Below are 25,502 nucleotides of genomic sequence, written 5' to 3' on the forward strand. Positions count from 1 at the left end.
CATGCCGCGTTTTCTGAAATTCTCGCTTTGGGCCGGGTTTGCCTTTCTCTATGCACCAATCTTCGTTCTCATCGGATACAGCTTTAACGCATCGCGGCGCGGGAGTGTGTGGGGCGGATTTTCCACCCATTGGTATGGCGAGTTGTTCCGGGATGAACAGATCCTGAATGCGGCCTGGATCAGCCTTAAGATCGGCGTACTCAGCGCGACAGGCGCGACGATTCTGGGCCTGCTCGGGGCCGTCGCCATGGTGCGGTTCGGCAAATTCCGCGGACGCACCTTGTTCGCGGGCTTGATGTCGGCCCCTCTGGTCATGCCAGAGGTGATCACAGGTATCTCACTGTTGTTGTTGTTCATCTCGGCTGAACAGCTGATCGGTTGGCCTGCGGGTCGTGGATTACTGACCATCACCATCGCCCACATCACCTTTTGTACGGCCTTTGTACTGGTTGTCCTGCAACCGCGCATGGCCTCGATGGAACGCAGCCTGGAGGAGGCCTCGCGCGATCTGGGCGCCGGACCGGTGACAACCTTTTTCCTCGTCACTTTACCGGTCATAGCCCCTGCTATCGTCTCTGGCTGGTTGCTGGCGTTTATTCTGTCCTTCGATGATCTGGTAATCGCCAGCTTTACCGCTGGGCCGGGTTCGACAACATTGCCTATGCTGATTTTCTCCAAGATCAAGATCGCGGTCTCGCCGGATATCAATGCCTTGGCAACGATCATCATTCTCGTAGCGGCATTGGGGCTGGTCGCCGCGATGTTCTTCTCGCGCAGACAATCAGATTGAGCAGAAGCGCGCGTCCTCTGCAACTTGTGACCCGTGTTGGAATGTGCGATGCATTCTAACGCGGGGCGCTACGATGATCTCAGATTTGTAGTTTTCGCCGCAGATGGGGGATTGCCGTTCCTTGCCGATGTAACATTCGCACAGGGGTACTGGGAAGCAAGTCAAGGGCAACGTTAACATTTGCCCCGGCAAATCTATTTATAGCTCATACTGTGATTTCACCAGTTCTCTGAACAATTCAACAATTTTTGGTTGAGGCGAGTTCCGTGTAACCAATTGCATCGGACAACTGAAGTTGTCGGAAGCCGGTGGTAAACTGGTTAACCGCCCGGATGAGATGTGCACTTGCGCTGCATGATCCGGCAACAACCCCAGATACTGCCCACTGAGGACCATAATGATCTGAGCCTCAATGTCGCCCACCACTCTGTCATGCTCGTGTGATCGTATCTGGCGCTGTCTTTGACGGTTCCAGTATCCGCGATGCACCCAGGGGTATTCATAGATGGTTTCCGAAATATCCCGGATTCCGACATCAGGCAAAATCGAATGTGTGGAGCCACAGTACAATGAGTGAGACTCTGTATAGAGATCTTCATACCGAAGCCCGCTGATCTTGTTGTCAAAGCTGCCGATGCCAATCTGATAGGTCCCAGCCGCGATGCCGCTCAGGATATCCTGCGGCTGCTTGATTTCAATGTTCAGGCTGACATGAGGCGCCTGAATGGCCATCGCCTTGATCGCTTCTGGAAGTCTGAGGTTCGTGTCTGTTGCCGAACTGTCCACCACGGCTACCGACAATCTACCAATGAAACTGCCCTTAAGCGCACTCAGCAATCCGGATTGCTCTTCCAAAGCGCCCATCAGAGACTGCGCAACTTCATGAACGATGTGACCTTTGTCAGTCAGCAGAAATCCACGGCGACCACGCTGGCACAATTTGACCCCGAGACGTTCTTCAAGCGCTGTGATGTGATTTGAAATCGTCGGCTGGCTCAAGCCAAGTTCAGGTTGCGCTGCACTGAACCCGTTGTTGCGCACAACACAGTCAAAAACGGTCAGCAGGTGAATATCAGAACCAGAGATTTGCATCCTTCCATTGAAACCATCAAATGTAAGAAATTGCAAAAGCAAATTTTCCTGTTCTGGCGTGTAAACTAACCTGATCCAAACTTCGCGTGGTCTGCCAGACTTTGTTGAACTCTTGTTGCGCACCCGAAAAGAAGGATGCGCTGCGCCCTACTCAATCCCAATCGTAATTTGGGATGAAGCCCTCGTTGAAAAAAAGGAAACGACCGATGAAACAACCTCAGAAACTTAACCCGAATGGTCCGGCTGGCGCGCTGGAAAGCATCACTGTTGTCGATCCGGCAACCGTGACTGACGGCAAGGCCGTTGAAACCGGCGCGTCCTATATGGGCGATGATGGCGACAGCTTGCTGGTCGGCATCTGGGATTGCACCCCCTACGCCGAAGTCTTTATGGCTGAAGCCGAAGGTTACCCGGCCGATGAATTCTGCCAAGTCCTGCAGGGCTCTGTTACGCTGACTGCCGCTGACGGCACTGCTCAGACATTTTCCGCCGGCGACAGCTATGTCCTGAACAAAGGCTGGTGTGGCGAATTCCGTGTGAACGAGCCGTTCCGCAAGTATTACGTCATGGCTGCCTAATAGCATTGTAAGCCATTGATGCAGCCCCGGCGCCGGGGCTGTTTCTTCCTCATTCTTAAAAGGAGATAAGGGATGTACAATCAACCTCTCGGTGGCAACGAGATGCCCCGTTTCGCAGGGCCCGGCACCTTCATGCGCCTGCCTGCCGCAGAAACAGCCGAAGGACTTGACGCGGCATTCATTGGCATCCCGATGGATATCGGCGCCAGCCTGCGCTCGGGCACACGTTTTGGCCCCCGCCAGATCCGTGCCGAAAGCACGCTGATGCGTCCCTATAACATGTGGACCAAAGCCGCGCCGTTTGATGGGCTGCAGGTTGCCGATATTGGCGATGTGCCAATCAATACCTTTGACCTGAAAGACAGCGTGAAACGCATTACGGCGTTCTACGACGAAGTACTGAAGAACGACGTGATTCCGATGACCATGGGTGGCGATCATACGCTGACCCTTCCGGTTTTGCGCTCAATCCACAAAAAACACGGGCCTGTTGCGCTGATCCATATCGACGCCCATGCCGACATCAACGAACATATGTTCGGTGAGGAGATCGCCCACGGCACCCCATTCCGCCGCGCGTATGAAGAAGGGCTGATCGTTCCCGAGAAGACATACCAGATCGGCCTTCGCGGGACCGGATACGAAGCGGACGATTTCGACACCGCCCGCAAGTGGGGCTTTACCGTCGTGCACGCCGAAGAGCTTTGGTACAAATCCTGCGCACCGTTGATGGAGAAAATCCGCGCCGAAATCGGCGATATGCCGGTTTACCTGACCTATGACATCGACAGCCTTGATCCTGCCTGTGCGCCGGGAACGGGTACGGTTGAAATGGGCGGTCTGATGACCAGCCAAGCGCTGGAGATCGTTCGCGGATGCAAGGGCCTGAACCTGGTCGGTTGCGATCTGGTCGAGGTCTCTCCTCCGTTCGACCCCTCGGGCAACACTGCCGTAATCGCTGGCAACCTGCTCTACGAAATGCTCTGCGTTCTGCCGGGCGTGCCGTATCGGGAAGACTGATCCATCAAGGGTTGATGCCGATCAAACCGGCATCAGCCCATTGCATGTACGGGGGCACCAGTAGAGGCCGTATTGCGTTACAGATAAGGCGGAGTACAGGCTGAGATCATCTCGGCAGGACGATCAGAGATATTGCGGAACCGATGAGGTTCGCGTGAATTGAACAGATAAGAATCCCCGGCCTTGAGAATACGGGTTTCCGAACCCACGGTGACTTCGATTTCACCCGCCGTTACAATCCCGCCTTCATTGGCTTCGTGCTCTAGCATGTCGTCCCCAGTGTCGGCACCGGGTTCGTACCGTTCCTGAAGAACCTGCAAGCCATGCAGCTTGGCATCTCCAACCTGCCTGATGGTGATTCGCTCTTGGGCGGTGTCGTTGGATTGGTACAACAGGGATGTGAGGTCTCGCAGTTCGGCAGGTGTAAAGAAAACTTGGCTGGAAGCAGCGGAATCCGGCTCAAAAAATTCGGACATGGTTACCCCCAATCCGCCCAATATCTTGCGCAAACTTGCCACCGAGGGGCTGCTACGATTGGTCTCAATCATGGAAATCTGACCATGCGGGACGTTGGCGGAGTCAGCTAACTGCCTTTGGGAAAAGCCGAATTGAAGTCTGAGTTGCCTTAGCCTGCTGCCAACATTGAAATCATCAACCATTTTTACGTCCCCTCTGCCTGGCTACTCCATTCTTATGGTATCAAGTTTATTTGCGCAACTTTTCCTCTAGCAATGCTCAAAAAAATGAGCAATATACTCTGTAAATTTACACAGCATTGACGGAGGCTGCACCCGTGAGCACCAATGAAATCCTGAAATCGCGCCGCGATGCTGCCGTAGCCAAGGGCGTCGGCACACGTGGAATTTACGCAACCCGCGCCCAGAACGCAGAGCTTTGGGACGCGAATGGCAAGCGTTACATCGACTTTGCCGCTGGTATTGCCGTGAACAATACCGGCCACCGTCACCCCAAGCTGATGGAGGCCGTCGCGCAGCAGGCAGAGCTGTTCACCCACACCTGTTTCCATGTTGCGCCTTATGAAGGGTATATCGCCTTGGCCGAACGTCTGAACACATCGACACCGGGTGATTTTGAAAAGAAAACCATGCTGGTCACCACCGGCGCTGAAGCCGTTGAAAACGCCGTGAAGATGGCACGCGCCTTTACGGGTCGCTCTGGCGTTATCGCGTTTTCGGGGGCCTTCCATGGCCGCACGCTGATGGGCATGGCACTGTGTGGTAAGGTAAACCCTTACAAAAAGGCCTTTGGCGCCATGCCGCCCGAAGTGCTGCACGCCCCGTTCCCGAACGAATTCCACGGTATCACGGTAGAACAATCCCTGTCCGTTCTGGACAACCTTCTCAAAAGCTCGATCGATCCGGAACGTGTCGCGGCCATGATCATCGAGCCGGTTCAGGGCGAAGGCGGCTTTAACGTGGCGCAGCCCGAATTCCTTCAAGCCCTGCGCAAGATTTGCGATGAACACGGCATCGTCCTGATTGCGGATGAAGTACAGACCGGCATTGCCCGGACTGGCAAGCTGTTTGCTTTTGAACACGCTGGCGTGGCTGCCGATCTGGTCACGATGGCAAAAGGTCTGGCTGGTGGGTTCCCGCTCTCAGCCGTTACTGGTCGGGCCGAAATTGTTGATGCGGCCCCTGTGGGCGGCATCGGCGGCACCTATGCCGGGAACCCGCTGGCCGTAGCTGCGGCCAACGCCGTGTTTGATGTCATCGAAGAAGAAGACCTCTGCGCGCGTGCGACCCAGATTGGTGAAACCATCAAAGCCCGCCTGAACGACATCGCGTCCCGCCCCGGCATGGAGGCGATCGGCAATGTCCGTGGTCTGGGTGCTATGGTCGCCTTTGAACTGGTCACGAATCGTCAGACCAACAGCCCCAATCCGGCCCTGATGGGTACGATCATTGCCGAGGCCGAGGCCCGTGGCCTGATCATCCTGCCCTGCGGCACCCGCGCCAATGCCGTGCGCCTGCTGCCGCCGCTGACCACCCCAGCCGAACAGGTCACCGAAGCGCTGGATATTCTCGAAGCCTCGATCGATGCGGCGTTCAACGCTGTCGCAATCGCTGCGGAATAAGGAACCTGATCATGCCCAAAGACATCACACCGCAAAGCCGGCCCGAGCTTGCCTCGTTCAACTGGGAAGATCCGTTTCTGCTGGAGGCCCAGCTGGAAGAAGACGAACGGATGATCCGCGATTCTGCCTATGCCTATGCGCAGGAAAAACTGCAGCCGCGCGTCTTGAAGGCCTATGAGACCGAAACCACCGATCCCGAAATCTTCCGCGAGATGGGTGAAATGGGCCTGCTGGGCACCACCATCCCCGAGGAATATGGCGGGTTGGGCGGCAATTACGTCAGCTATGGCCTGGTCGCCCGCGAAGTGGAGCGGGTCGACAGCGGTTATCGGTCGATGATGTCGGTGCAATCCAGTCTGGTGATGTATCCGATCTACGCCTATGGCACCGAGGAACAGCGTCAGAAATACCTGCCCAAGCTGGCCAGCGGCGAATGGATCGGTTGCTTTGGCCTGACCGAACCGGATGCGGGCTCGGACCCGGGCAGCATGAAGACCACGGCGAAAAAGACCGATGGCGGCTATGTTCTGAACGGCTCGAAGATGTGGATTTCGAACGCGCCGATTGCGGATGTGTTCGTGGTCTGGGCTAAATCGGATGCCCATGACGGCAAGATCAAGGGCTTTGTGCTGGACAAGGGCACCAAAGGCCTGAGCGCGCCGAAGATCGAAAACAAGGCCTCCCTCCGCGCGTCCATCACCGGCGAAATCGTATTGGACAATGTTGAGGTCAGCGAAGAGGCGCTGTTGCCCAATGTTGCAGGCCTGAAAGGCCCGTTTGGCTGTCTGAACCGGGCACGCTATGGCATCGCTTGGGGCGTCATGGGTGCAGCCGAAGCCTGTTGGCATGGTGCGCGCCAGTACGGTCTGGACCGCAAACAGTTCAACAGGCCACTGGCACAAACGCAGCTGTTCCAACTGAAGCTGGCGAATATGCAGACCGAGATCACGCTGGGCCTACAAGCGGCGCTGCGGGTTGGTCGCCTGATGGACGAAGCGAACGCCGCCCCGGAAATGGTATCGCTGATCAAACGCAACAACTGCGGCAAAGCGCTGGAGATCGCGCGTCACGCCCGCGACATGCATGGCGGCAACGGCATCAGTCTGGAATTCCAGGTGATCCGTCACATGGTCAATCTGGAAACGGTAAACACCTATGAAGGCACCCATGATGTGCACGCCCTGATCCTGGGCCGCGCACAGACCGGGCTTCAAGCGTTTGCATGATCTGAAACCATAAGAATAAGAACTCACCCCCGTGAGACCTGTGCGAAGGATGTCATCCCCATTTTTGGCATTCTTCGCATCTTTTTTGGGATGAAGGCACGATGAAACAGAATTTGATTGCCGGTCACTGGACCGATGGCGCGGATGTCGCAGTAAACCTGAACCCGGCAGATGTGTCCGATGTCGTGGGCGAATACGCGCGCGCCTCGGCTGAGCAAGTGAACGAGGCCGCACAGGCCGCGCGTCAGGCGCTACCATCTTGGGCTGGCGCATCGCCACAGGTACGGTCCGATTTGTTGGAAGCCGTCGCACAGCAACTCTTTGCCCGCAAAGAGGAAATCGGCACCATTCTGGCCCGCGAAGAAGGCAAGACACTGGCCGAGGCCATCGGTGAAACCGCGCGCGCGGCGCAGATCTTCCGCTTTTTCTCAGGCGAAGCGATCCGTGTGGCGGGGGATGCCATCGCATCTGTGCGCCCCGAGGTGGACGTGGATGTAATCCGCGAACCCGTCGGCGTTATCGGACTGATCACGCCATGGAACTTTCCCATTGCGATCCCGGCCTGGAAGATTGCACCCGCATTGGCCTATGGCAATACGGTTGTATTCAAACCCGCCGATCTGACCCCCGCCAGCGCGCATGTTCTGGCCGAAATCATTGGTGATGCAGGATGTCCCGCAGGGGTTTTCAACCTAGTGATGGGACGTGGTTCTGTTGTGGGTGACGCGATCGTCAGCCACCCGGAAGTGGATGCGGTGTCCTTTACCGGGTCGGTTCCGGTGGGCCGCGCCATGGCTGTGCAGGCCGCGCAGGGTATGAAGAAGATCCAACTGGAAATGGGCGGCAAGAACCCAATGGTCGTCATGGATGACGCCGATCTGGATATTGCTGTGCCGACAGTTCTGAATGGTGCGTTCTTTTCGACCGGGCAGCGCTGTACCGCGTCCAGCCGGATCATTGTTCAGGCAGGTATCCACGACGCCTTTGTTGATCGCCTGACGGCTGAGGCGGCCGCGCTGAAGATCGGCAACCCATTGGATACGACAACGCAAATCGGCCCCGTTGCTTCGGATAAGCAGCTGAAAAACAACCTGAACTATGTCGACATCGCCCGCGCCGAGGGTGCCGAGGTGATTGGCGGCGACCATCTGACGCTGGACACCGAAGGGTACTTTCAAGCGCCTGCCTTGTTTGTGAATGCCACCAACGACATGCGCTCCTCGCGCGAGGAAATCTTTGGCCCCTGCGCCAGCATCATCAAGGTCGCCGATTTCGACGAGGCACTGGCGACCGCGAATGACACGGAATTCGGGCTCAGCTCGGGCATCTGCACGGCCAGCCTAAAATATGCGCGCGAGTTCAAGAAAAGCAGCCAGGCGGGCATGGTGATGGTCAACCTGCCCACGGCAGGCGTGGATTATCACGTCCCATTTGGGGGGCGCAAAGGATCGTCCTTTGGCTCACGCGAACAAGGGCGTTATGCGGCGGAATTCTACACTGCCGTGAAAACCACCTATAGCTTTGCAGGTTAAGCCATGATGCGAGAGGTCATTCTGGCGATCAATCCCGGCACAACCACCACCCGCTGTGCGCTCTATTCCATTCAGGGCGCGCAGTTGGGCTGTATCGTGGAAGAGACGCTGGAGCACGACGAGGTCCGCATGGCGGAATTTGCCGAAATCTCTGATCAGTTGGAGTATCGGTCCGAGTGTGTAGCAGCGTTTTTGCAGGCCCATATGCGCAGCGACGATCTGGTGATCGCATGTGCAGGCCGTGGTGGAATGCTGACGCCGGTGCCATCCGGCGTGATCGCGGTGAATGACGATCTCGTGGATTTTGCGCTCAACCGGCCGGTTTACAAACACTCCAGCAATCTGGGCGCACCGCTGGCCAATTCCATTGCGGCCCCACTGGGTATTCCCGCCTATATCGTGGACCCGGTCAGTGTTGATGAACTGCCGCCAGTAGCGCGGGTAACCGGGTGCAAGGAATTGCCCCGTTTCAGCTTCGTACACGCGCTGAATATCCGGGCCTGCACCCGCAAACTGGCGGCAGAGCTGGGCAAACCCTTTGACGACATGCGCGTTGTTGTTGCCCATCTTGGCGCAGGCATCTCGGTGGCCACCCTGTTGGGCGGCAAGATCGTCGAAAGCTCGAACCGGCAGGAACAATCGCCTTTCAGCCCGGAACGCGCGGGCGGCCTGCCACCCCTGCCCCTGATCGAGCTCTGTTTTTCCGGCAAGTACAGCAAAGAAGAACTGCTGAAAAAGCTTTATGGTCAGGGTGGCGTTTATGCCCATCTTGGCACCAAGGACATGCGCAAGGTCGAGGCGATGATTGAAGGCGGCGATGATCATGCCCGCCTGATCCATGACGCGTTGATCTATCAGATCGCCAAAGCCATTGGTGCGTCTGCGGCTGTGGCGGATTTCGATCTGGACGGCATCATCCTGACTGGCGGCATGGCGCAGTCCAGACGGGTTTCCACGACTCTGACCAACAAGGTTCAACGAATTGCGCCAGTGACGGTATATGCCGGATCAAATGAATGTCTGGCGCTGGCCGAAGGCGCGGCGCGTGTATTGCAGGGACAGGAAACCCCGATGATATGGCAAGACGATACCGCTGTAGCCGAAGGGGTCACGCAATGCTGACGTCGTTTGACGATCTGCGCAGATCGGCTATCCAGTCCGAGCCGCTGCGTGTTGCGGTCGCGGGTGGCAATGATTTCTATGTGATCGAAGCCGTGTCGATGGCGCTGAAGGACAATCTTGTCTCGCATGCCATTATCACCGGTGATCGTGATATGATCACGGGCTTTGTGTCTGCAGATCTGCACGATAGAATCGACATTCGCGCCGCCACCACCCCGGCAGAATGCGCGGACATGGCCGTTGCAGCCGTGCGCGCCGATGAGGCCGATGTCTTGATGAAAGGGCATGTCGACAGCACATCCTATCTGCGCGCCGTCGTGAACCGTGACACGGGCATCCGTCAGGGCGTTCTGTCCAATGTGACGGTGGCCGAAATGCCCAGTTACCCGAAATTGCTGACGGCGACGGATAATGGCATTCTACCGGTGCCCAATCTGGACCAGAAACGTCAGATCATCCTGAACACCGCGCCGCTCTTTCGCGGATTGGGGATCACAACGGCCAAGGTTGCCGCACTGGCTGCCACGGAAAAGAAATCAGACGCCCTGCCCGCTACAATCGACGCCGCTGCATTGACAGGTGAGGCCGTCAAAGGCGATTTTCCCGGTTTCGTCGTAGATGGCCCCTTTGGATATGACGTTGCGGTCAGTGCCACCGCAGCAAAGACCAAAGGGTTGGGTGACTCATTGGTTGCGGGCGATGCTGACCTATTGCTGTTCAGCAATATCGAGGCGGCCAATGCCGTGGCCAAGGCGTGGAAATTCCACGGACAGGCTGACACTGGATCAATCGTTCTGGGCGCAAAGGTGCCGGTTTTGCTCAACTCGCGCTCGGACGGGGCTGGACGGCGGATCAATGCATTGCTGCTGGCAGCCATCGTGAAAAAGGGAATGCAGGCATGAACATCAGATCCGTTGGCATCATCGGCGCCGGCCAGATGGGCGCAGGTATCGCGCAGGTATTTGCAGCCTCGGGCTATGATGTTCTGATGAATGACATCTCGGGTGACGCACTGACACAGGCGCGTACGCGTATCGAAACAGGTACCGCCCGCATGGTGCAAAAGGAAAAGATGTCTGACGCGGATCGCGACCGCACGTTGAGTAAGCTGGACAGCACCACGGATTTGGCCGCCCTGGGGCCTTGTGACCTGATCATCGAAGCCGCGACGGAAAACGAAGAGACTAAGCAGAAGATTTTCAAGGGGCTGGAGCCGTCGCTGGCCGAACACAGCCTGCTGGCCAGCAACACATCTTCGATTTCCATCACCCGTATGGCATCACAGACTGATCGCCCCGAATGTTTCATGGGCCTGCATTTCATGAACCCGGTGCCGGTCATGAAACTGGTCGAACTGATCCGCGGTATCGCCACGTCTGCCGAAACATTCGAGACGATGAAGACCGTTGTGGCCTCGCTGGGCAAGATATCTGCCAATGCGGAAGACTACCCAGCCTTCATCGTGAACCGCGTGCTGATCCCGATGATCAACGAGGCCTGTTACACGCTTTATGAAGGCGTGGGGAATGTCGCAAGCATCGACGCGGCCCTCAAGCTTGGCGCAAACCATCCGATGGGCCCGCTTGAACTGGGCGATTTCATCGGTCTGGATACCTGCCTGTCAATCATGAACGTCATGCACCACGGGCTGGCCGACAGCAAATATCGCCCCTGCCCCTTGTTGGTAAAATACGTTGAAGCTGGCTGGCTTGGCCGTAAGTCGGGCCGGGGCTTTTACGACTATCGGGGTGAGACGCCAATTCCGACACGGTAAGGCGCTATAGCGTGCATTCCATAAAAACCACGCCATCGCACCTTACCGCCAGTCACTGCCTGCCAGACCCGCAGTTAAACGCGAACTGGTCGTTCAGGCTTCTTCAACTGTCCCAGCGACTCCAGATACTCAGAGTGGTGTCCAGCCTCACCATAGATCGGGAACCGCATGGGGGTGTCACGGAAACTCTTGAGCGGTTGGCCCATGTTCAAGATGCCCCGGCGTCGCTGGCGACGGACATTTTCGAAATCCACCTCGATGGGGATCAATTCTTCGTTGACGCAACCATCGTGCAGCAGCTGCCCTGCCGGGTCGATGACACGTGAATAGCCATTGCCACCGGCCATCAATCCATTGATGGAAAAGACATAAGACTGGAACATCGCGGCCGAGGCCTGTGCGATGATCAGATCGGCGTGACGGTCGACAAAGCTGGCCAGAACCGGGTTGATGATGACCTCGGCCCCTTGGGATACCATTTGCCGGGACAGCTCTGGGAACCAGATATCATAGCAGATCGACATACCGAATTTGCCGACATTGGGCACTTCGAACACGCAGACTTCGTTCCCCGGCGTTGTATGTTCCTCATACGGGGCAAAGGGGAACATCTTGCGATAGCGGGTGACGATCTCGCCCTGCGGGTTGATGATCGGCGAGGTGTTGTACAGGATTCCATCCTGTTCGCCTTTTTCGAAATAGGATCCCGCAACCAACCAAATACCATATTTCTGCGCCAGTTCCTGACACTGGGTCTCATACTCGCCGCCCTGGGGCTGGGCCGAGGCAGGGTTCGGGCCAGAATGGCACAGCTCGGAAAACACTACCATTTCCACCCAAGGGTAGAGGTGCATCATGATGCTCAGCCGTTTTTTCATTTCCGGCATGTTGTCATGCATCGCCAGATGCATCTGGATTCCACCGATGGCGAATTTGGTCATTGGGTTATCCTTCTTGTCTGTCTGATCACTGAATATGCGATCCGTGATCGTCGAATTGCAGCGAAATGATGGAGTTGAGGGTGTCGTCTACTGTCCAATGCCCGGCTGATCCATTGCTGAACAGCAAGTCCACGGAACATGTTTCTGGCCGATACAGGCTGGTGAACACGGTGCCAAAGCCATCACCATATCTTGTCGCAAACACGGGTTTGGAAAGAAATATGTGTTTTAACGTCTCGGCATCCGCAGGTCCGGCCGACATGGTATGTTGCAAGATATCTGCCCGCTCCAATGTCGCCGAGAATCTGCCATGACCTGACAGTTCAACCCCAAGCTGATGGTTTGTGGCCCAGTTCTGGCTGCGAAACATGGGTGGGCGATCCGGGGCGATAAAGGCGGTGACGATTTTTCCGGAACGGTCCGTCAGCGTCACATTATACGACATGTGGCAGGGCAGATATCGCAGCACCTCGATCGCGTCCTGGATATCGGTGCACACTTCCAGCACATAGCGAATGATCAGCGGCACACCAAATCCGCGCCCGACTGCCAGACGTCCGCCAAAGCTCAGTGATACAGCCAGACCATGTTCGTTGATTCCATCGGACAGGCCACTCAGCCCGTCGACCATGCCAATGACCTTTTTCCCCCGCCAGGCGGACCGCAGCAACGTCAGCTCGTTCAACGTGGGGTCCAGATCGTAGTTGCGAATCAAAAACGGGCCATGGGCATCGCTTGACGCCACTTGCGAGCAATTGGCCAGATACCGTGGCGGGCACCAGAAGGTCAGAAAATCATGTAAATGCTCGTCATCTGGTGCTACTTCACACAGGCGATCAATCATGCGCTCCAGCTCTGGCATATACCGGCGCACGGCATGTTTCGCTTCTTTGCCGGTGGCCGCCATTTTACCCTTGGAAAGGTACCATTTTTTCCAGCCAGGCCAGAAGTTTCGGCAGATCTGCGCCCACCCGTCCTGCGGACGATCCTCAGACAACAGCAACAGCTCTCGGTTCATAACGAAACCTGCGGTCGGATTGTCGTGCATCTGCTCTGCCACAACGGTCATCTGGAGTTTCTTCCCTGCCATATTTTCTACATTATGGAGCATAGTGTTGCATGCGCAACCTAAAAATGCTACATCATGGATCATAATGTATCTATGAGCACCATTTTGTGAGCGTGCTGACACAAATCAGGATTGAACGATGAAAAAACCAGCTATTCGCCCTCGCGGGTACACAACCGTAACGGCATCTCTGGCCGTTTTGGACGTCGCCGAGATGTTGAAGTTCTTGGAAAATGCCTTTGATGCCGAAGTGAAAGTTCAGGACACCGCAGAAGCCCCCGGCTTTGCGTCTGTCAAGCTGGGCAATGCCATGGTGTTCATCACCAATGGCTGGGCCGCGCATGGACATGTGCCGCCAGCGCCAGCCGCTGCAAGCGCGGTTTCGTTGCACCTGTATGTGGAAGACGTTACCGCCAGTGTCGAGCAGGCCGTTTCCGCAGGCGCCACAGTGATTTCGAACCCGCAAGACACATTCTGGGGTGAACGCACGGCCGCGCTGGCAGATCCGTTTGGGCATCGCTGGACGGTGGCAGAGCGCGTCGAAGTTATGAGCAAGGAAGAGATTGCCGCGCGCAGCGCTGCCGCAGTGACCGACTCGGAAACATCTGAACCGGTTGACGCGACTGGAAACTCGTGACTGTAGTTGGGTAGCACCGACAAAGAGACCCGAATGGACCACGAGCCAGCCCCGACAAGTACGATCCGGCAAAATGCTTTGCCCGAGTTGATGTTGGAGGAGCGCATCGCCGACTATCCCGTGGCGGTGCGCACGGTGCGCGAAGTCGCAGGTGGCGGTTTTGCCAACAATGACCGGCACCCGAATACATGGACCGTATATTTCCTGGTCGACGGACAATGGGCGCTTGTAGAATCCGCGCGCGGTTTGCGACGGGAATGGTCCAGTCTGGACCGGCTGGAAAAGTGGCTGCGGTCCTTTGGTTTTCGGTTCTTCTGGGTCCGCAACGATATTGAGCCCATCGAACCCTCTGGGGAAGGCCCGATGGGAGGACCCAATTTGAAATAAAAAGCCGGGGCAGTCCCCGGCTTTTTTATTGTTTTTAACTCTGGTTCAGAACCATTTTCCTTCCGAGATATCCTCGGGGATATTCACGGCCTGCTCGGCTTTCAGCGGGATGGATTTGAATTGCGCCTTGATCCCGGAATTCCACAGCTTTGCGCGTTTGGTCAGATTGCGCTTGTCGGTCTGCATCCGACCGCGTGTCAAAAGGCACCCCAGATCCGCGCCGTGATAGCAGTAGTCACCGGCGCCATAGACCCGCAGATAAAACGCCTCGGCTTCCTGCCCGATCGACGTGATGTTCAGCGCCGGACGGACAAAGCTAACGTCGCCGTCCTGATCCATCTGCCAGATTCCTGATTGCGGCGCCTTGGTGATCAGCTCGACCTTGTCTTCGGTCTGCTTGAAGATCAGTTGGGTCCAGTTGTCATATTCGGTCCAACGGGCCTGAATCTCGGCGATGTCGATCTCGTAATCTACGTTCAGGTATTCCAGTAAATGGAACAGGAACAACGGGCAGCCGCCATAGGTCGAGGTGATCAGGTTGGTCGGCGGGGTCGCGCCGCTGACGCGTGGGTTCAACTCACCCAGATAGACCTCGTTGGTATCGGTATCGAGTAGGAAGTCGAGGCAGAATACACCCTTATAGCCTTCTTTATAAAGCCGCTCACCAAAGTCGCGGGCCATTTTCTGTACCTTCTCCGGTACACCTTCGGGCAAAATTGTGGGCGACATGTCGTTGCCACACCAGCCGCCTTTGTAGGGGGTGACTTCGGCAAAGCCGGTAATGTCGGTCATGACCGGGCCCACAAGGGTACCGTGCCGTGTGGCGCATCCCTCGATAGTTCCGGGCAGGTGGTTCAGACGCTTCATCACCTTCAGTTGCTGGTCGACGATCTTGGCGGAATACTTGTCCCAATCCTTTTCGGATTTGATGAAGAACGTGGTGCGCCCACTGTCGCCATACGGTGTCTGCACCACCAGATCGTGGCCCAGTTTTGCACCATTGGCCAATTTAGTCAGTTCGGCATAGGTGTCGGCATATCCCATCACGTTCGGGGCTGACGCCACGCCTGCTTCGTTGCCCAACTGCGTGGTCACGATCTTGCTGTCAAGATGCTCGCGCAGCGCCGCAGGGGCCAGCGCAATTTCCAGGCCGATCTCTTTGCACAGCTTTTCGGTCTTTTCGTCGAACATCACAAAGATTGCCTTGGCGCCCGGATTGGCCTTGGCTTTCTCGACAACCTCGGGGTGGGACACCAGATAGTTGGCCACATCTTCCATCGATTGGAAATCGTCATGGCTGATCGGCGTCGGCACAAAAGCACGCCGGTGATTGCCATCAAAGATGTCGAAATAATTGATGAACTCTAATCCACCAACCCACTGATCCAGCCCCAGGAGGCTGTATGTGGTGGGCGTAATGATGTAGATCGGCGTTTCGTTTTTGCGCAGAAACTGAAAAATCTCGGAAAGCGATTTCAGCTTTTTGCGGCGTCCGCTGGTCTTTTTGGCTTTGGTCATGATGTCCCTATCGCTGTTGTCAGATTGAACATGGGATTGAGGCTGTTGGATGGGAAACTCATTTCATATCCCAATTGTGACATTCGGATGCATCATTTCGAAGATACACCCACGGTCCGGACAAGCAGCCTCGGCGTTGCCCGGACCGCAGTGATTACATTGGTGAGGTGACGTGTTTGACGCCCTGAAATCCGGATAGGCCCCAGGGCCCCAGTTCGCGGCCGATTCCACTGGCCTTAAACCCACCCCAAGCGCTGTCAGGATAGACAATCTGCGGGGTGTTGTACCAAATCTGGCCCGCCTCGATCCCGTCACACAAGGCGTTGCCGCGTGCGGGGTCGGCGCAAACCACGGATCCGACCAACCCGTAATGAGTGTCGTTGGCGATCCGAATGGCTTCTTCATCACTGCGGAAGGTTGTCGTGGCCAGGACCGGGCCAAACACCTCTTCGCGCCAAATCCGGTTGTCGTGCGGCACGTTGCGGTAAATGGTCGGTGCGATGAAGTTTCCGGGGCCGTCGGCCAACGCATCACCACCGGCCACGCAGGTCAAACCATCGGCGCGGGCGCCGTCTAGATATTCGCGAATTTTGGTAAACTGTGCACGGGTGGTGATCGGGCCCATCTCACACCCCTCATCGAAAGGGGACGAGACCCGCATGCCCTTGGCGCGTTCTGCCAGACCTTCGATCAGCTTGGCCTCAAGGCTTTCATGTACCATCAGGCGTGACGTGGCCGAGCACATCTGGCCCGCATTGTAGAAAACGCCGCCCAACACACAATCCAGTGCTGTATCCAAATCCGCGTCTTCGGTCACGATGATCGGGGATTTGCCGCCCAGCTCCAACGCGATGGGCAAACAGCGCTTGGACACGGCCTGCATGACCAATGCACCAACCATGTTTGAGCCGGTGAACGACACTTTGCGGAACTCAGGCGCGGCGCTGATGGCGATGCCGACATCTGCGCCACCGGTGACGATATTGATCACCCCGGCAGGCAGGCCGATTTCAACGGCAATATCGCCATAGGCCAGTTCGATCAACGGGGTCATCTCTGACGTTTTCATCACCGCAGTACATCCCGCCGCCAGCGCCGGGGCCAGTTTCCACGCACTGGTGACCAGTGGAAAGTTCCACGGCACGATCATGCCCACAGGACCAACCGGCTCGTGACGTACGCGGCCCATGTGATCACCACCCGCATGGGACACGGGTGCGTCCTGCGCCGCATCCAGACCGTCGGCGAGTCCAGCATAATATTCGAAACAGGCAATGGCGTCGCCCACGTCGATTTCGGATTCCATCTGTGGCTTACCACTGACAGTCATCTGCACATTCACCAGCTGATCGTGGCGCGCTGCCAATCCTTTGGCAATCGCGCGCAGATAGCCCGCACGGGTGGTCGATGGGGTTGCCTTCCACGGGCCAAAAGCGGCAGCAGCAGCAGCGGCCGCTGCTTCCACGTCCCCTGCCCCACCTGTCGGAACCTGTGTGATGATCTCGCCATTGGACGGGTTCACGACGCTCAACGGGGCAGCGCCACCACCGTCACGCCATTCACCATTGATGAAGACTGTCTGATTACGTTGCAGAAGAGGATTTGAAGACATGGTTCTTTCCCAAATTGGATCATCGGCCCGCCGTTAAGCGGCCCGGCGTATATGTTTGGTTGAGATTAGCTTGCGCCTGCCAGCTCGCGTTTGCGTGCTGAGCGGATCATAAGCATCGGCACAAGTGTCACGATGAACAGTGCTACAGCCACCCAGATTGCGCCGACGTAATTGCCATCAGCACCGACGAAAGACGCTGCAACCAATGGGCCAACCGCATTGCCCGCAAGGTTGGTGAATTGCCCAAACGAAGTGACCGTACCAGTGTGATCGAACGAAGCCTGAATGCTCAGGAAGTAAGGCCATGTGAATGCCCACGCCACCGAGAAAAGACCAAGACCAATCGTGTACCCGAACGGCGTTTGGTTTGTGAGCAGCAAGTACATTGCTATGATCTGCAGTACGATGCCGGACACCAGCGGAATATAGTGGCCGATCTTGTCCTGCAGCCAGACCACCAAAAGCGGCCCAATCACGGACAAACCGGTGATATAAGCGATGATGTCACCAGTTTGATAGATATCAAGCCCGGCATCTTCGCCCATACCCTCGGAATAGGCCCAGACAGCCGCATTGGCGGCGCCATAGATCGCCAGACCAATCACCGACAAAAGCGCGGGCAGTTTGAGGATAAGGCCCCATTCCATCTCGCCGCCTTCGTCTTCTTTGTGAAGCTTGAATGACGACATAACCGGCGCCAGGATAAGGGCCAGAAAACACAAGACCAGAATTACAAAAAGCATCGCATTGAAACCGGACAGGAAGGGGCTGTACCCGGGCCCTTCGACCAGGCGTGGAAACCACCAGAAGCCGATAGCAGGCAGAGCAAATTGCCAGCCGATATAGATGCCGAAAGCCCGTTCAGGATGCGTAGTACGGGCCAATGCCGCTGCCACCGCTGCCTGCGCCGCACCACCACCAAGTCCGGTCAGGAATACCAGCAGAGTAAAGGGCCAAACATCATGAATGAATAGGCCAAGTATGGTGAAAGATGTGGCAACCACCATGCCGACCACGCTGGCCTTGCCCAACGACCAGTGTTTCGCCTTCAGCGCCACGATGATCGTGGTGATGGCGATACCTGCAAGACCTGCAGACGATACCCGACCAGCAATGTCCGGGCCAAATTCTAGGAATTCATCATAGACATAAACCAGAATCGGCAACAGCATCAGCGGCGTCAGAGCCATCACACCGACAAAACTGGCGATGCTGATGGTCAACGGGCTGTCCGGGTTCATTGTTCGAAGTTTGGATAGCATGAGGTCCTCCCCCTCCCTTAATGTAAAAAGCGCCGGACTTTTTCGGTCCGACGCGGTTTGTCCCTATTTGTTTGCCATCAGGCAGAGGATTTCGAGCACGATCTGCGATCCAGCGATCGCCGTAGCGCCAGATGTGTCATAGGCCGGAGAGACCTCGACGACATCGCCGCCGACGATGTTGATCCCCGCAATATCGCGCAGGATGATCGCCACTTGACCGGATGTGAGCCCGCCAAAGACCGGCGTACCCGTGCCGGGTGCAAACGCGGGGTCGAGACCGTCGATATCAAAGGTCAGATAGACCTTATTGTCACCCACGATTTCCTTGATCCGTTTAGCAGTTTCCACAGGCCCATGTTCATGCACAGACCGCGCGTCCAGTGTGTGGAACCCTTGGGTGTCTTCATTGGTGGTGCGAATGCCGACCTGAACGGATTTCTCCGGAACGATCAGTCCTTCTTTGATGGCGCGGTACATGAATGTGCCGTGGTCCATCCGCTCGGGATCGTCATCGACCCATGTGTCGGAATGCGCATCAAACTGAATGACGGAAACCGGGCCGTGCTTGGCCGCGTGCGCCCGCAGGTTCGGCAGGGTGGTATAGTGATCGCCCCCGATCGACACCGCCATGGCGCCTGCATCCAGAATGGTTTTGATATGCTCTTCAATCGCAGCAGGTGCATGATGCAGTTTGCCGTGATCGAAGGCGCAATCGCCATAGTCGATGATATTGAACTCTTCCAGCGGGTTGACCGGCCAGCCATAAGGGGCATCCCACGCCAACATGGTTGACAATTCACGCACCTGACGCGGGCCAAAGCGCGACCCATTGCGGTGCGTCACGCTGACGTCAAAGGGAATACCAGTGATCGCCACATCCACGCCCGTCAGGTCTTTGCTGTATTTACAACGGGCAAAGCTGGTCACACCGGAATAGCTGACTTCTCCGATCTGACCCTTGGCGCTATCGCGGGTGATTGCGGTATCGACGTTTGGTTTATCCATGATTTTTTCCTCGCTTTGTCGGTTAGATCGGGAAGCCAAGCTTTTGAACCAGTGAAACCCAGGCCCGCCGCCATCCGCCTTTCTCGTCAACGCTATCCAGGGCGTTGAATGTGATTTTCGACCCGATCCAGCGGAAGGGTTCGGGCGGAACCCAGTTGGGCATGGTGGTGGACAGATCCATATTCAGTTCAGGCAAGTCCACCCGATCCAGTTTGGCCAGTCCAACACGTGCGCCAAAGCGGCTGGTTGAGACACCAAAACCCGAATAGCCTCCGGCCCAGACGACATCGCCATCCCAATAGGTCTGGAAATGCACGGCCATTCGCGTGGTCAGGGCGATCGGCCCGCTCCAGGCATGGCTGATCTTGACGTCATCCAGTTGGGGGAAATAGTCGTTGAACTTTTCCGCAAGCAGCTCATAGGGCTCCTGCGTCCGCTCATAAGCCGGATCCGTGTTGTTTGTGCCGTCATAATAATAGGTCAGACGTCCGCCGAAGATGATGCGGTTGTCTTTGGTCAATCGGGTATAGTTCAGCTGGGTCCGGGTGTCATAGATACCCTGACGGTTTTTCCAGCCGACCCGATCCATCTGCTCGTCGGTCAGTGGCTCGGTCGCCATGACGCGGTCACGAATGCCGACAACGCGCTTTTTGATATTCTTGTGCCCAGCGGCAAATGCATTTGTGCACAACAGAATTTTTGGCGTCTTGATCAACCCGTCATGTGTTTTTACATGCAGAACGCCATCGATACGCTCAATGTTTTCCATCAGCGTATGCTCATGCAGCCGAACCCCAAGGGAAAGTGCCGCCTGTTTCAGGCCCCATGCCAGACGCGCGGGATGAACGGTACCGCTCAGCGCCTTACTCCAGCACCCGCCGGTGTAAAGTGGTGAATCCACCTGAGCGCGCACCGCATCACGATCCAGAAGCTCTACATCGTGGCCGTATTTGGCGTGGACCTCATATTCTTCTTTGACGACATCATAGCTGCCATCGCCGATCCCCACCGTCAGCTCACCGCCCCACTCTTGCTGAGCATCAATGTTGTGGTCCTCAAGCGTTTTGAGAAAACCACGCATGTTGTCCTGACCCAGTTGCTCAAGGACTGCGATGTCTTCTGGGAAAATCCGGATTGCATTGTGCAGCCCATGCATCAGCGAGGTCGAAACAATCGCGCCCGGTCGCCCGGACGCACCATAGGCAACCTTGCCCGCTTCGATCAGAACCACATCGCGCCCGGGATTCTGTTCCTTGGCCTGGATCGCCGCCCACAGGCCAGTGAACCCGCCGCCGATGATCAGCAGATCAGCGTCTGTTTGTCCGATCAGTTGATGACACACATCGGGCGCGTCCTGACTGTCCAACCAGAACGGAAAAAACGTGACATCCTTCAGTGCCTTTTCAGCGAATGACATGGGGACCTCTTAGTAAAGGGTTGAGATGTCCTCTTTTCCCACGCATGCGGCCACAACGAAATGCAGGACTATCAATCCACATATTGACAAGGTCTATGTATTTCGATTTTGACCCGATACATTTGGACACGGATTTGCCATCTGTCGTCGTCACCCGAAGGGTTCGAATGTCAGTCAAGCTCCGTTCAGCCCGCACCTGCCTGGTGCGCCGGTCGCGCAGGAGGGTCCGAGTGATTTCTGCCGGTCCGGCAGAGTGACTGAACCGTTAGGCTGGTGTTCAGCGACCGTCAGCCGATGTGAAGTGTAAGCAGACCGAAAGACCACATTTTCGGTCGCAATTGGCCCAATCCAGCACCAACCGCGCGCGGTGCAGATTGGCCACCGAGTTGACCAGCGCCAGCCCCAGGCCATAGCCTGGGACCTGATCATCCAGCCGCTTCATCGGCACCAACGCCTCATCGTGGTGCTCGGGCGCAATGCCTGGGCCGGAGTCACGAACACAGAGCGCGGAGCCAACCACGCTCAAGGTTACCACCGGTCGTTGGCTCTCAGGGTTCCGTCCGTGTCGCAATGCGTTTTCCATCAGGTTGGACAAGGCCTGCACCAACAACGCCTCATTGCCCCAAACAAGTGCGGGCGCGTCCAGTTCCAGCCGCAGGCTACCACCCTCATCCTCGATCACGGCCTGATATATATCTGCTACAACCTCGGCCAATGCACCCAGATCCACTTCCTGCATGCGGATGTGGCTCGAACCGCGCTCAATCTCGGCAATGCGCAACAGAAGTGAAAAGATTTGCGACATTTGGCTGATTTGGCGCTGGACTGCAGCCAGATCTTCAGTCGGGTCGCTGCCGCGATCAATCGCGTCGGCCAGGGTTTCCACGCGGATACCCAACCGGGTCAGCGGCGTCTTGAGGTCATGGGCAATTCCGGACGCGGATTGGCGGATGTAACCCATAAGCAAGGCAATCCGCTCTGCCGTATCATCCACCCGATCCGAGAGGTCATCCAGATCATCCACCGGGTGAGTCACGTTGATCCGGCTGTCCAAATCTCCGGCCGCGATCCGGTCAAGCGCCAAATGAATCCGGTCAAGCCGGGCTTGGTTGCGGGTGGCGAACCACAATCCGCCCCCCAGCACCACCAGAATGATCAATCCAGCGCTGATCAAGAAGGCCAGCGGCAACAACTCAACCGCCTCGTTATAAATATCCGCACGGGTCCCAACGATCAGGTTGCCGTCCTCGACTCGCGTCGAGTAGGCCCGCCAGAAATACTGATGTTCATTCCGTATCTTTTCGTTCCGAGGCTTGAACAGAATGGTTTGCAGTCCAGTCACGATCTCGGTCTCGGTGGGCAATTGGCCGTAAATTGTGCCGTCGTCTGTCACCAGCGCTTCGAAATTTGCGCTACGTGGTTGAATCTTGCCTGAGTTGGGAAATATCACCTCAGGGGGCGTTTCCCTAAGGTCTTCGGCCAACAGCGCATGACGGGTCATCAACATCTGATCAAGCTGGCGTTCTACCGCACCATTAGCGCCAAGCAGCACCAAGGTTCCGGCCACCAGCAGTCCCATCAGGAATACTCCGGACAAAACAAGAGACTGCCGCAGCGCGGAACGGCGCAGTAGCTTAGTCATCCAGCACATACCCAGATCCGCGCAGCGTGCGGATCAGTGTGTCGCCAAATGGCTTTTCGATCTTGGCTCGCAGTCGGCTCATATGGGTTTCGACCACGTTTGTCATTGGATCGAAATTCAGGTTCCAAATCTGTTCAAGGAGCATGGTGCGCGTGACAACCCGTCCCTTGTTGCGCATCATTATCTCCAACAAATTGAACTCCTTGGTGTTGAGCTCAATCGCCTGTCCGTTGCGGCGACAATTTCGCCGGATCAGATCAAGTTCAAGCGGCCCTACAGTGAGCACTGACAGCTCGGCCTGTCCGTCACCCATCTGGGCGCGCCGCATAAGCGCATTGGCTCTGGCCAGAAACTCGGACATGGCAAAAGGCTTGGCCAAATAGTCATCCGCCCCGACCTCTAACCCCTCAACTCGGTCCTCCACCGCGCCGAGCGCGGTGAGGAACATGGCAGGTGTGGTTTTGCCAATAGCACGAATACCGCGCAGCACGCTCAGCCCGTCAAGTGTGGGTGTCATCCGATCCAGAACTATCAGATCATAGTCGCGGCTGCTGGCAGCGGTCAGCGCCTCTGCCCCGTCGGCAAGATGATCCACAACATGGCCTGCTTCGGTCAGGCCCCGGGTGATCCACTGACCGATTTCGGCTTCGTCTTCCAACAACAGCACACGCATAGGTCAGGTCCTTTTTCAGTCGTCCGACAACACCACAACAAGCACCGCATCATGCGAAATACCCGCTTCGCTGGCAATGTCACGCACGCTCATATCCGAGACCACCACCTCCACGCCTGCGCTCATCAGTCGTTCGGTCAACTCGTCGGCGGTTGTCCCACGTAATCCGGCGATCGTTACCAGATCAGCCTGTGCCAGCGATTGCGCCATCACACGTGGCGATGGACGAGCGCCGCCCTCGTCCTCAGCAAACACATCCATGCCGACAAAATACAGCGCCGTCGCCAAACAGATTGCCAGCACTGTCAGGCCTTTGGCGTTTTTCTTGACTTGGAAATACTTCTGAAAGCTGCGCCAATGATTGAGCACATGCAGCAAGATCCCAATTGCAAAAGCCAGCCCGAGCCATTCATGCGCCGTTTCCAGCGGCCCGGCCAAGCGCCAGAACATCAACGTCCCTGACGCAGCCACAAAAATCCCGGCGCCGATCACCAATGGCGTCGACCAAACACGTGTATTCAGAGTCATCTTATTCTTCCTTGTTGTGGCCCCTCCCCGTGATCGAGGCGAGGCCCTAACTGAGTTACTGCGTCAGGTTTCCGTAATCATTTTCAAGATTACGATATTGAGTATGGTAGTGGCCCATCCCATCGGCGGACGACCCTACATTGCCGGAATAGGACAGCATTTCGATTACAAGGCTGGGGCCCTGAATCCGAAAGTAGGCATCGGTATTGACCTCTTTGTCACCGATCCATGCGAAATGAACCTGATCCAGTTCGGCTGCGATTTCGACCATGCGCACTTCGGCGTTTTCGTCCGGCTGCACACCGACCCATTTCTCGATTGTCGCAAGGAGCAACTGTTGTTGCGCCTCGGTCAGATCGGCCCCCGTGATACCGGCCACCGGTGGCACAACATCGTCATTACCCGGTCCGGTCGAGATATCACGCGGCACCGACGTCAGGGTCGCAGACTCTTTCTGACCTGCGTCCAGCGCGTCATAAAGTGTCCAGCCCGCCAAGTGCATATCGTTGATATTTTCGTATTTCACCCCGTTATAGGTGAAAATTGCTGGCTCCGTGCCGAGGAAGCTGGGCGACATCGTATCAACGCGGTCCGACTTGATCGTCAGGTTCAGCCCCAGATGGTGTCCGCCAAACTGCCAAGCCCAATCCTGATCCGAGGCGGGAGTTCCATAAAACGCCAGCCAGTAGTTTTCCGGAGCCCATTGCAATCGCTTGGCCTGGTCATCCGTGCTGAGGTAAGCCTCGGCAGCCATAGTTCCGGCCACGCGTTCATAGCCGTCCGCGTCCAGCGCGGCAGAGAGAAACTCAAAGAAATGGCCCAGTTGATCGGCGTTCAAATCACCCAGACGGAGGCCCGAGCGGTCCACAATACCCGCAGGCAGGTTGCTCCATTTCTTGCGCGCGGCATCCGTGACCGACATCATCACTATCTCGCGCTGCGCGTCGGTGAGTGTTTCCAGAAACGCCTGCGCGGCTTTGGTACTGGCCGCACCGCTGGCCTGCATCTGCGCGTTGTAGGCGGGGATCGGGATCAGATTGGCCGGGTCTACACGGGGGGCGTCGTGCGCCAAAGCACCACCGGCCAAAGCGGTGGCCAGACCAAGGGCCAACAGGGAGGAATTGAAAACTGACCGCATCTGGTCTCTCCTTCTATGAGGTGTCGATAAGCATATAGGCCCCGCAAATGGCATGCACGTGGGCTGAACTATACAATTTTGCAATCTTCGCCCTGCCCTACGCAGCATCGCGACGACCTCGGGGCGCAATAAGGGTGCCGCAGTTAGATTACCGGGCGACTGAAAAGCTGAACTCTCGTATTGAAGAATCGCACGGGCCAACTGCAATCACCAACCAATTAGTGGAATAATGTGGCAACGAAGACGGAGCTTTGTGCGTTCGAACCATTCAACCCTAAAAGGTCCGAATGCACGGTGTTACGAACCCGCCAACTGATAAACCGAACATTGCAACAACAAGAACCAAGTGTCGCGGGAGCCTAACGCCAGCGCCCGTATTTTCGCTTACATGTTTGGATAGTTTGGTCCGTCACCGCCCTGCGGGGTGGTCCAGGTGATGTT

General features: G+C 56.6%; 24 protein-coding genes and 1 pseudogene. 11 read left to right on the forward strand and 14 right to left on the reverse strand.

The features are described from left to right. Position 1: 1 nt before the first annotated feature. Complete coding sequence (locus tag HW561_RS16595) at positions 2–790, forward strand: ABC transporter permease subunit (protein WP_176866487.1); 789 nt, start codon at positions 2–4, stop codon at positions 788–790. Positions 791–988: 198 nt separating this feature from the next. Here the strand turns inward: HW561_RS16595 and HW561_RS16600 are convergent, their stop codons facing one another. Beyond that, entirely contained in the window at positions 989–2,005 is a 1,017-nt protein-coding gene (locus HW561_RS16600; protein WP_176866488.1) for a LysR family transcriptional regulator, read from the reverse strand. Positions 2,006–2,088: 83 nt separating this feature from the next. On the opposite strand from HW561_RS16600, the gene HW561_RS16605 reads away from it, so the two are divergent. After that, positions 2,089–2,460 carry a cupin domain-containing protein gene (locus tag HW561_RS16605; protein WP_211198671.1) on the forward strand — a complete coding sequence of 124 codons (372 nt, stop codon included), beginning with the start codon at positions 2,089–2,091 and terminating at the stop codon, positions 2,458–2,460. Between the two features lie 72 nt (positions 2,461–2,532). Then, positions 2,533–3,480: an agmatinase gene (gene speB, locus HW561_RS16610; RefSeq protein WP_176866489.1), complete on the forward strand. Its 948-nt coding sequence runs from the start codon at positions 2,533–2,535 to the stop codon at positions 3,478–3,480. 77 nt (positions 3,481–3,557) lie between these two features. On the opposite strand, the gene HW561_RS16615 is transcribed toward speB (HW561_RS16610), so the two are convergent. Both HW561_RS16615 and HW561_RS23990 read right to left on the reverse strand, forming a co-directional pair. Beyond that, on the reverse strand, positions 3,558–3,956 hold the full coding sequence (locus HW561_RS16615) for a cupin domain-containing protein (RefSeq protein ID WP_235962954.1): 399 nt from the start codon (positions 3,954–3,956) through the stop codon (positions 3,558–3,560). Further along, positions 3,957–4,139: pseudogene (locus tag HW561_RS23990) on the reverse strand (helix-turn-helix domain-containing protein); the annotation flags it as partial. Between the two features lie 134 nt (positions 4,140–4,273). Here HW561_RS23990 and gabT point away from each other — a divergent pair. The 6 genes from gabT (at position 4,274) to HW561_RS16645 (ending at position 11,232) form a co-directional block, all read left to right on the forward strand. After that, a complete protein-coding gene (gene gabT, locus HW561_RS16620; RefSeq protein ID WP_176866491.1) occupies positions 4,274–5,578 on the forward strand; it encodes a 4-aminobutyrate--2-oxoglutarate transaminase in 1,305 nt (434 codons plus the stop codon). 11 nt (positions 5,579–5,589) lie between these two features. Continuing rightward, positions 5,590–6,804 (forward strand): acyl-CoA dehydrogenase, encoded by a 1,215-nt coding sequence (locus HW561_RS16625; RefSeq protein ID WP_176866492.1) that lies wholly within the window; start codon positions 5,590–5,592, stop codon positions 6,802–6,804. Between the two features lie 101 nt (positions 6,805–6,905). After that, complete coding sequence (locus tag HW561_RS16630) at positions 6,906–8,336, forward strand: aldehyde dehydrogenase family protein (RefSeq protein ID WP_176866493.1); 1,431 nt, start codon at positions 6,906–6,908, stop codon at positions 8,334–8,336. 3 nt (positions 8,337–8,339) lie between these two features. After that, the gene (buk, locus tag HW561_RS16635) at positions 8,340–9,458 is read left to right on the forward strand and encodes a butyrate kinase (RefSeq protein ID WP_176866494.1); all 1,119 of its coding nucleotides are present in this window, start codon (positions 8,340–8,342) and stop codon (positions 9,456–9,458) included. Next, positions 9,452–10,360: a phosphate acyltransferase gene (locus HW561_RS16640; RefSeq protein ID WP_176866495.1), complete on the forward strand. Its 909-nt coding sequence runs from the start codon at positions 9,452–9,454 to the stop codon at positions 10,358–10,360. The genes buk and HW561_RS16640 overlap by 7 nt, the downstream gene beginning before the upstream one ends. Beyond that, a complete protein-coding gene (locus HW561_RS16645; RefSeq protein WP_176866496.1) occupies positions 10,357–11,232 on the forward strand; it encodes a 3-hydroxybutyryl-CoA dehydrogenase in 876 nt (291 codons plus the stop codon). The genes HW561_RS16640 and HW561_RS16645 overlap by 4 nt, the downstream gene beginning before the upstream one ends. 74 nt (positions 11,233–11,306) lie before the next feature. Here the strand turns inward: HW561_RS16645 and HW561_RS16650 are convergent, their stop codons facing one another. Further along, complete coding sequence (locus tag HW561_RS16650) at positions 11,307–12,173, reverse strand: carbon-nitrogen hydrolase family protein (RefSeq protein ID WP_176866497.1); 867 nt, start codon at positions 12,171–12,173, stop codon at positions 11,307–11,309. 25 nt (positions 12,174–12,198) lie between these two features. Then, a complete protein-coding gene (locus tag HW561_RS16655) occupies positions 12,199–13,242 on the reverse strand; it encodes a C45 family autoproteolytic acyltransferase/hydolase (protein WP_176866498.1) in 1,044 nt (347 codons plus the stop codon). Positions 13,243–13,381: 139 nt separating this feature from the next. On the opposite strand from HW561_RS16655, the gene HW561_RS16660 reads away from it, so the two are divergent. Continuing rightward, entirely contained in the window at positions 13,382–13,879 is a 498-nt protein-coding gene (locus HW561_RS16660; RefSeq protein ID WP_176866499.1) for a VOC family protein, read from the forward strand. A gap of 33 nt (positions 13,880–13,912) precedes the next feature. Beyond that, positions 13,913–14,266, forward strand: coding sequence for a hypothetical protein (locus tag HW561_RS16665; RefSeq protein ID WP_176866500.1), 354 nt, complete (start codon positions 13,913–13,915; stop codon positions 14,264–14,266). 45 nt (positions 14,267–14,311) lie between these two features. Here HW561_RS16665 and HW561_RS16670 read toward each other — a convergent pair whose 3' ends face one another. The 9 genes from HW561_RS16670 to HW561_RS16710 all read right to left on the reverse strand — a co-directional run bounded on the left by HW561_RS16670 (position 14,312) and on the right by HW561_RS16710 (position 25,061). After that, positions 14,312–15,784 (reverse strand): biotin carboxylase, encoded by a 1,473-nt coding sequence (locus HW561_RS16670; RefSeq protein ID WP_176866501.1) that lies wholly within the window; start codon positions 15,782–15,784, stop codon positions 14,312–14,314. Positions 15,785–15,938: 154 nt separating this feature from the next. Next, a complete protein-coding gene (locus HW561_RS16675; RefSeq protein WP_176866502.1) occupies positions 15,939–17,396 on the reverse strand; it encodes an aldehyde dehydrogenase family protein in 1,458 nt (485 codons plus the stop codon). A 65-nt stretch (positions 17,397–17,461) separates the two neighbouring features. Beyond that, entirely contained in the window at positions 17,462–18,658 is a 1,197-nt protein-coding gene (locus tag HW561_RS16680; RefSeq protein WP_176866503.1) for an MFS transporter, read from the reverse strand. A 63-nt stretch (positions 18,659–18,721) separates the two neighbouring features. Beyond that, entirely contained in the window at positions 18,722–19,663 is a 942-nt protein-coding gene (gene speB / locus HW561_RS16685; RefSeq protein ID WP_176866504.1) for an agmatinase, read from the reverse strand. Positions 19,664–19,685: 22 nt separating this feature from the next. Then, positions 19,686–21,080 (reverse strand): NAD(P)/FAD-dependent oxidoreductase, encoded by a 1,395-nt coding sequence (locus HW561_RS16690; RefSeq protein ID WP_176866505.1) that lies wholly within the window; start codon positions 21,078–21,080, stop codon positions 19,686–19,688. Between the two features lie 277 nt (positions 21,081–21,357). Next, the gene (locus HW561_RS16695; RefSeq protein WP_176866506.1) at positions 21,358–22,722 is read right to left on the reverse strand and encodes a sensor histidine kinase; all 1,365 of its coding nucleotides are present in this window, start codon (positions 22,720–22,722) and stop codon (positions 21,358–21,360) included. Next, entirely contained in the window at positions 22,715–23,395 is a 681-nt protein-coding gene (locus tag HW561_RS16700) for a winged helix-turn-helix domain-containing protein (RefSeq protein WP_176866507.1), read from the reverse strand. The genes HW561_RS16695 and HW561_RS16700 overlap by 8 nt, the downstream gene beginning before the upstream one ends. A 15-nt stretch (positions 23,396–23,410) precedes the next feature. Continuing rightward, positions 23,411–23,923, reverse strand: a complete 513-nt coding sequence (locus HW561_RS16705; RefSeq protein ID WP_176866508.1) for a hypothetical protein — start codon at positions 23,921–23,923, stop codon at positions 23,411–23,413. Positions 23,924–23,978: 55 nt separating this feature from the next. Further along, the gene (locus HW561_RS16710; protein WP_176866509.1) at positions 23,979–25,061 is read right to left on the reverse strand and encodes a DUF3500 domain-containing protein; all 1,083 of its coding nucleotides are present in this window, start codon (positions 25,059–25,061) and stop codon (positions 23,979–23,981) included. Between the last annotated feature and the right edge of the window lie 441 nt (positions 25,062–25,502).

This window comes from Ruegeria haliotis, from assembly GCF_013377785.1.
Taxonomy (GTDB): Bacteria; Pseudomonadota; Alphaproteobacteria; order Rhodobacterales; family Rhodobacteraceae; genus Ruegeria; species Ruegeria haliotis.

Excerpts from the sequence above, each read along its gene's own strand:
- HW561_RS16710 (WP_176866509.1), bottom strand. The coding sequence starts at position 25,061 with ATGCGGTCAGTTTTCAATTCCTCCCTGTTGGCCCTTGGTCTGGCCACC.
- HW561_RS16615 (WP_235962954.1), bottom strand. The coding sequence starts at position 3,956 with ATGTCCGAATTTTTTGAGCCGGATTCCGCTGCTTCCAGCCAAGTTTTC.
- HW561_RS16665 (WP_176866500.1), top strand. The coding sequence starts at position 13,913 with ATGGACCACGAGCCAGCCCCGACAAGTACGATCCGGCAAAATGCTTTG.
- HW561_RS16700 (WP_176866507.1), bottom strand. The coding sequence starts at position 23,395 with ATGCGTGTGCTGTTGTTGGAAGACGAAGCCGAAATCGGTCAGTGGATC.
- HW561_RS16655 (WP_176866498.1), bottom strand. The coding sequence starts at position 13,242 with ATGACCGTTGTGGCAGAGCAGATGCACGACAATCCGACCGCAGGTTTC.
- HW561_RS16630 (WP_176866493.1), top strand. The coding sequence starts at position 6,906 with ATGAAACAGAATTTGATTGCCGGTCACTGGACCGATGGCGCGGATGTC.
- HW561_RS16690 (WP_176866505.1), bottom strand. The coding sequence starts at position 21,080 with ATGTCATTCGCTGAAAAGGCACTGAAGGATGTCACGTTTTTTCCGTTC.
- HW561_RS16645 (WP_176866496.1), top strand. The coding sequence starts at position 10,357 with ATGAACATCAGATCCGTTGGCATCATCGGCGCCGGCCAGATGGGCGCA.
- speB (WP_176866489.1), top strand. The coding sequence starts at position 2,533 with ATGTACAATCAACCTCTCGGTGGCAACGAGATGCCCCGTTTCGCAGGG.
- HW561_RS16705 (WP_176866508.1), bottom strand. The coding sequence starts at position 23,923 with ATGACTCTGAATACACGTGTTTGGTCGACGCCATTGGTGATCGGCGCC.
- HW561_RS16660 (WP_176866499.1), top strand. The coding sequence starts at position 13,382 with ATGAAAAAACCAGCTATTCGCCCTCGCGGGTACACAACCGTAACGGCA.
- HW561_RS16675 (WP_176866502.1), bottom strand. The coding sequence starts at position 17,396 with ATGTCTTCAAATCCTCTTCTGCAACGTAATCAGACAGTCTTCATCAAT.
- HW561_RS16670 (WP_176866501.1), bottom strand. The coding sequence starts at position 15,784 with ATGACCAAAGCCAAAAAGACCAGCGGACGCCGCAAAAAGCTGAAATCG.
- HW561_RS16640 (WP_176866495.1), top strand. The coding sequence starts at position 9,452 with ATGCTGACGTCGTTTGACGATCTGCGCAGATCGGCTATCCAGTCCGAG.
- HW561_RS16595 (WP_176866487.1), top strand. The coding sequence starts at position 2 with ATGCCGCGTTTTCTGAAATTCTCGCTTTGGGCCGGGTTTGCCTTTCTC.
- HW561_RS16695 (WP_176866506.1), bottom strand. The coding sequence starts at position 22,722 with ATGACTAAGCTACTGCGCCGTTCCGCGCTGCGGCAGTCTCTTGTTTTG.
- buk (WP_176866494.1), top strand. The coding sequence starts at position 8,340 with ATGATGCGAGAGGTCATTCTGGCGATCAATCCCGGCACAACCACCACC.
- HW561_RS16605 (WP_211198671.1), top strand. The coding sequence starts at position 2,089 with ATGAAACAACCTCAGAAACTTAACCCGAATGGTCCGGCTGGCGCGCTG.
- HW561_RS16650 (WP_176866497.1), bottom strand. The coding sequence starts at position 12,173 with ATGACCAAATTCGCCATCGGTGGAATCCAGATGCATCTGGCGATGCAT.
- speB (WP_176866504.1), bottom strand. The coding sequence starts at position 19,663 with ATGGATAAACCAAACGTCGATACCGCAATCACCCGCGATAGCGCCAAG.
- HW561_RS16680 (WP_176866503.1), bottom strand. The coding sequence starts at position 18,658 with ATGCTATCCAAACTTCGAACAATGAACCCGGACAGCCCGTTGACCATC.
- HW561_RS16625 (WP_176866492.1), top strand. The coding sequence starts at position 5,590 with ATGCCCAAAGACATCACACCGCAAAGCCGGCCCGAGCTTGCCTCGTTC.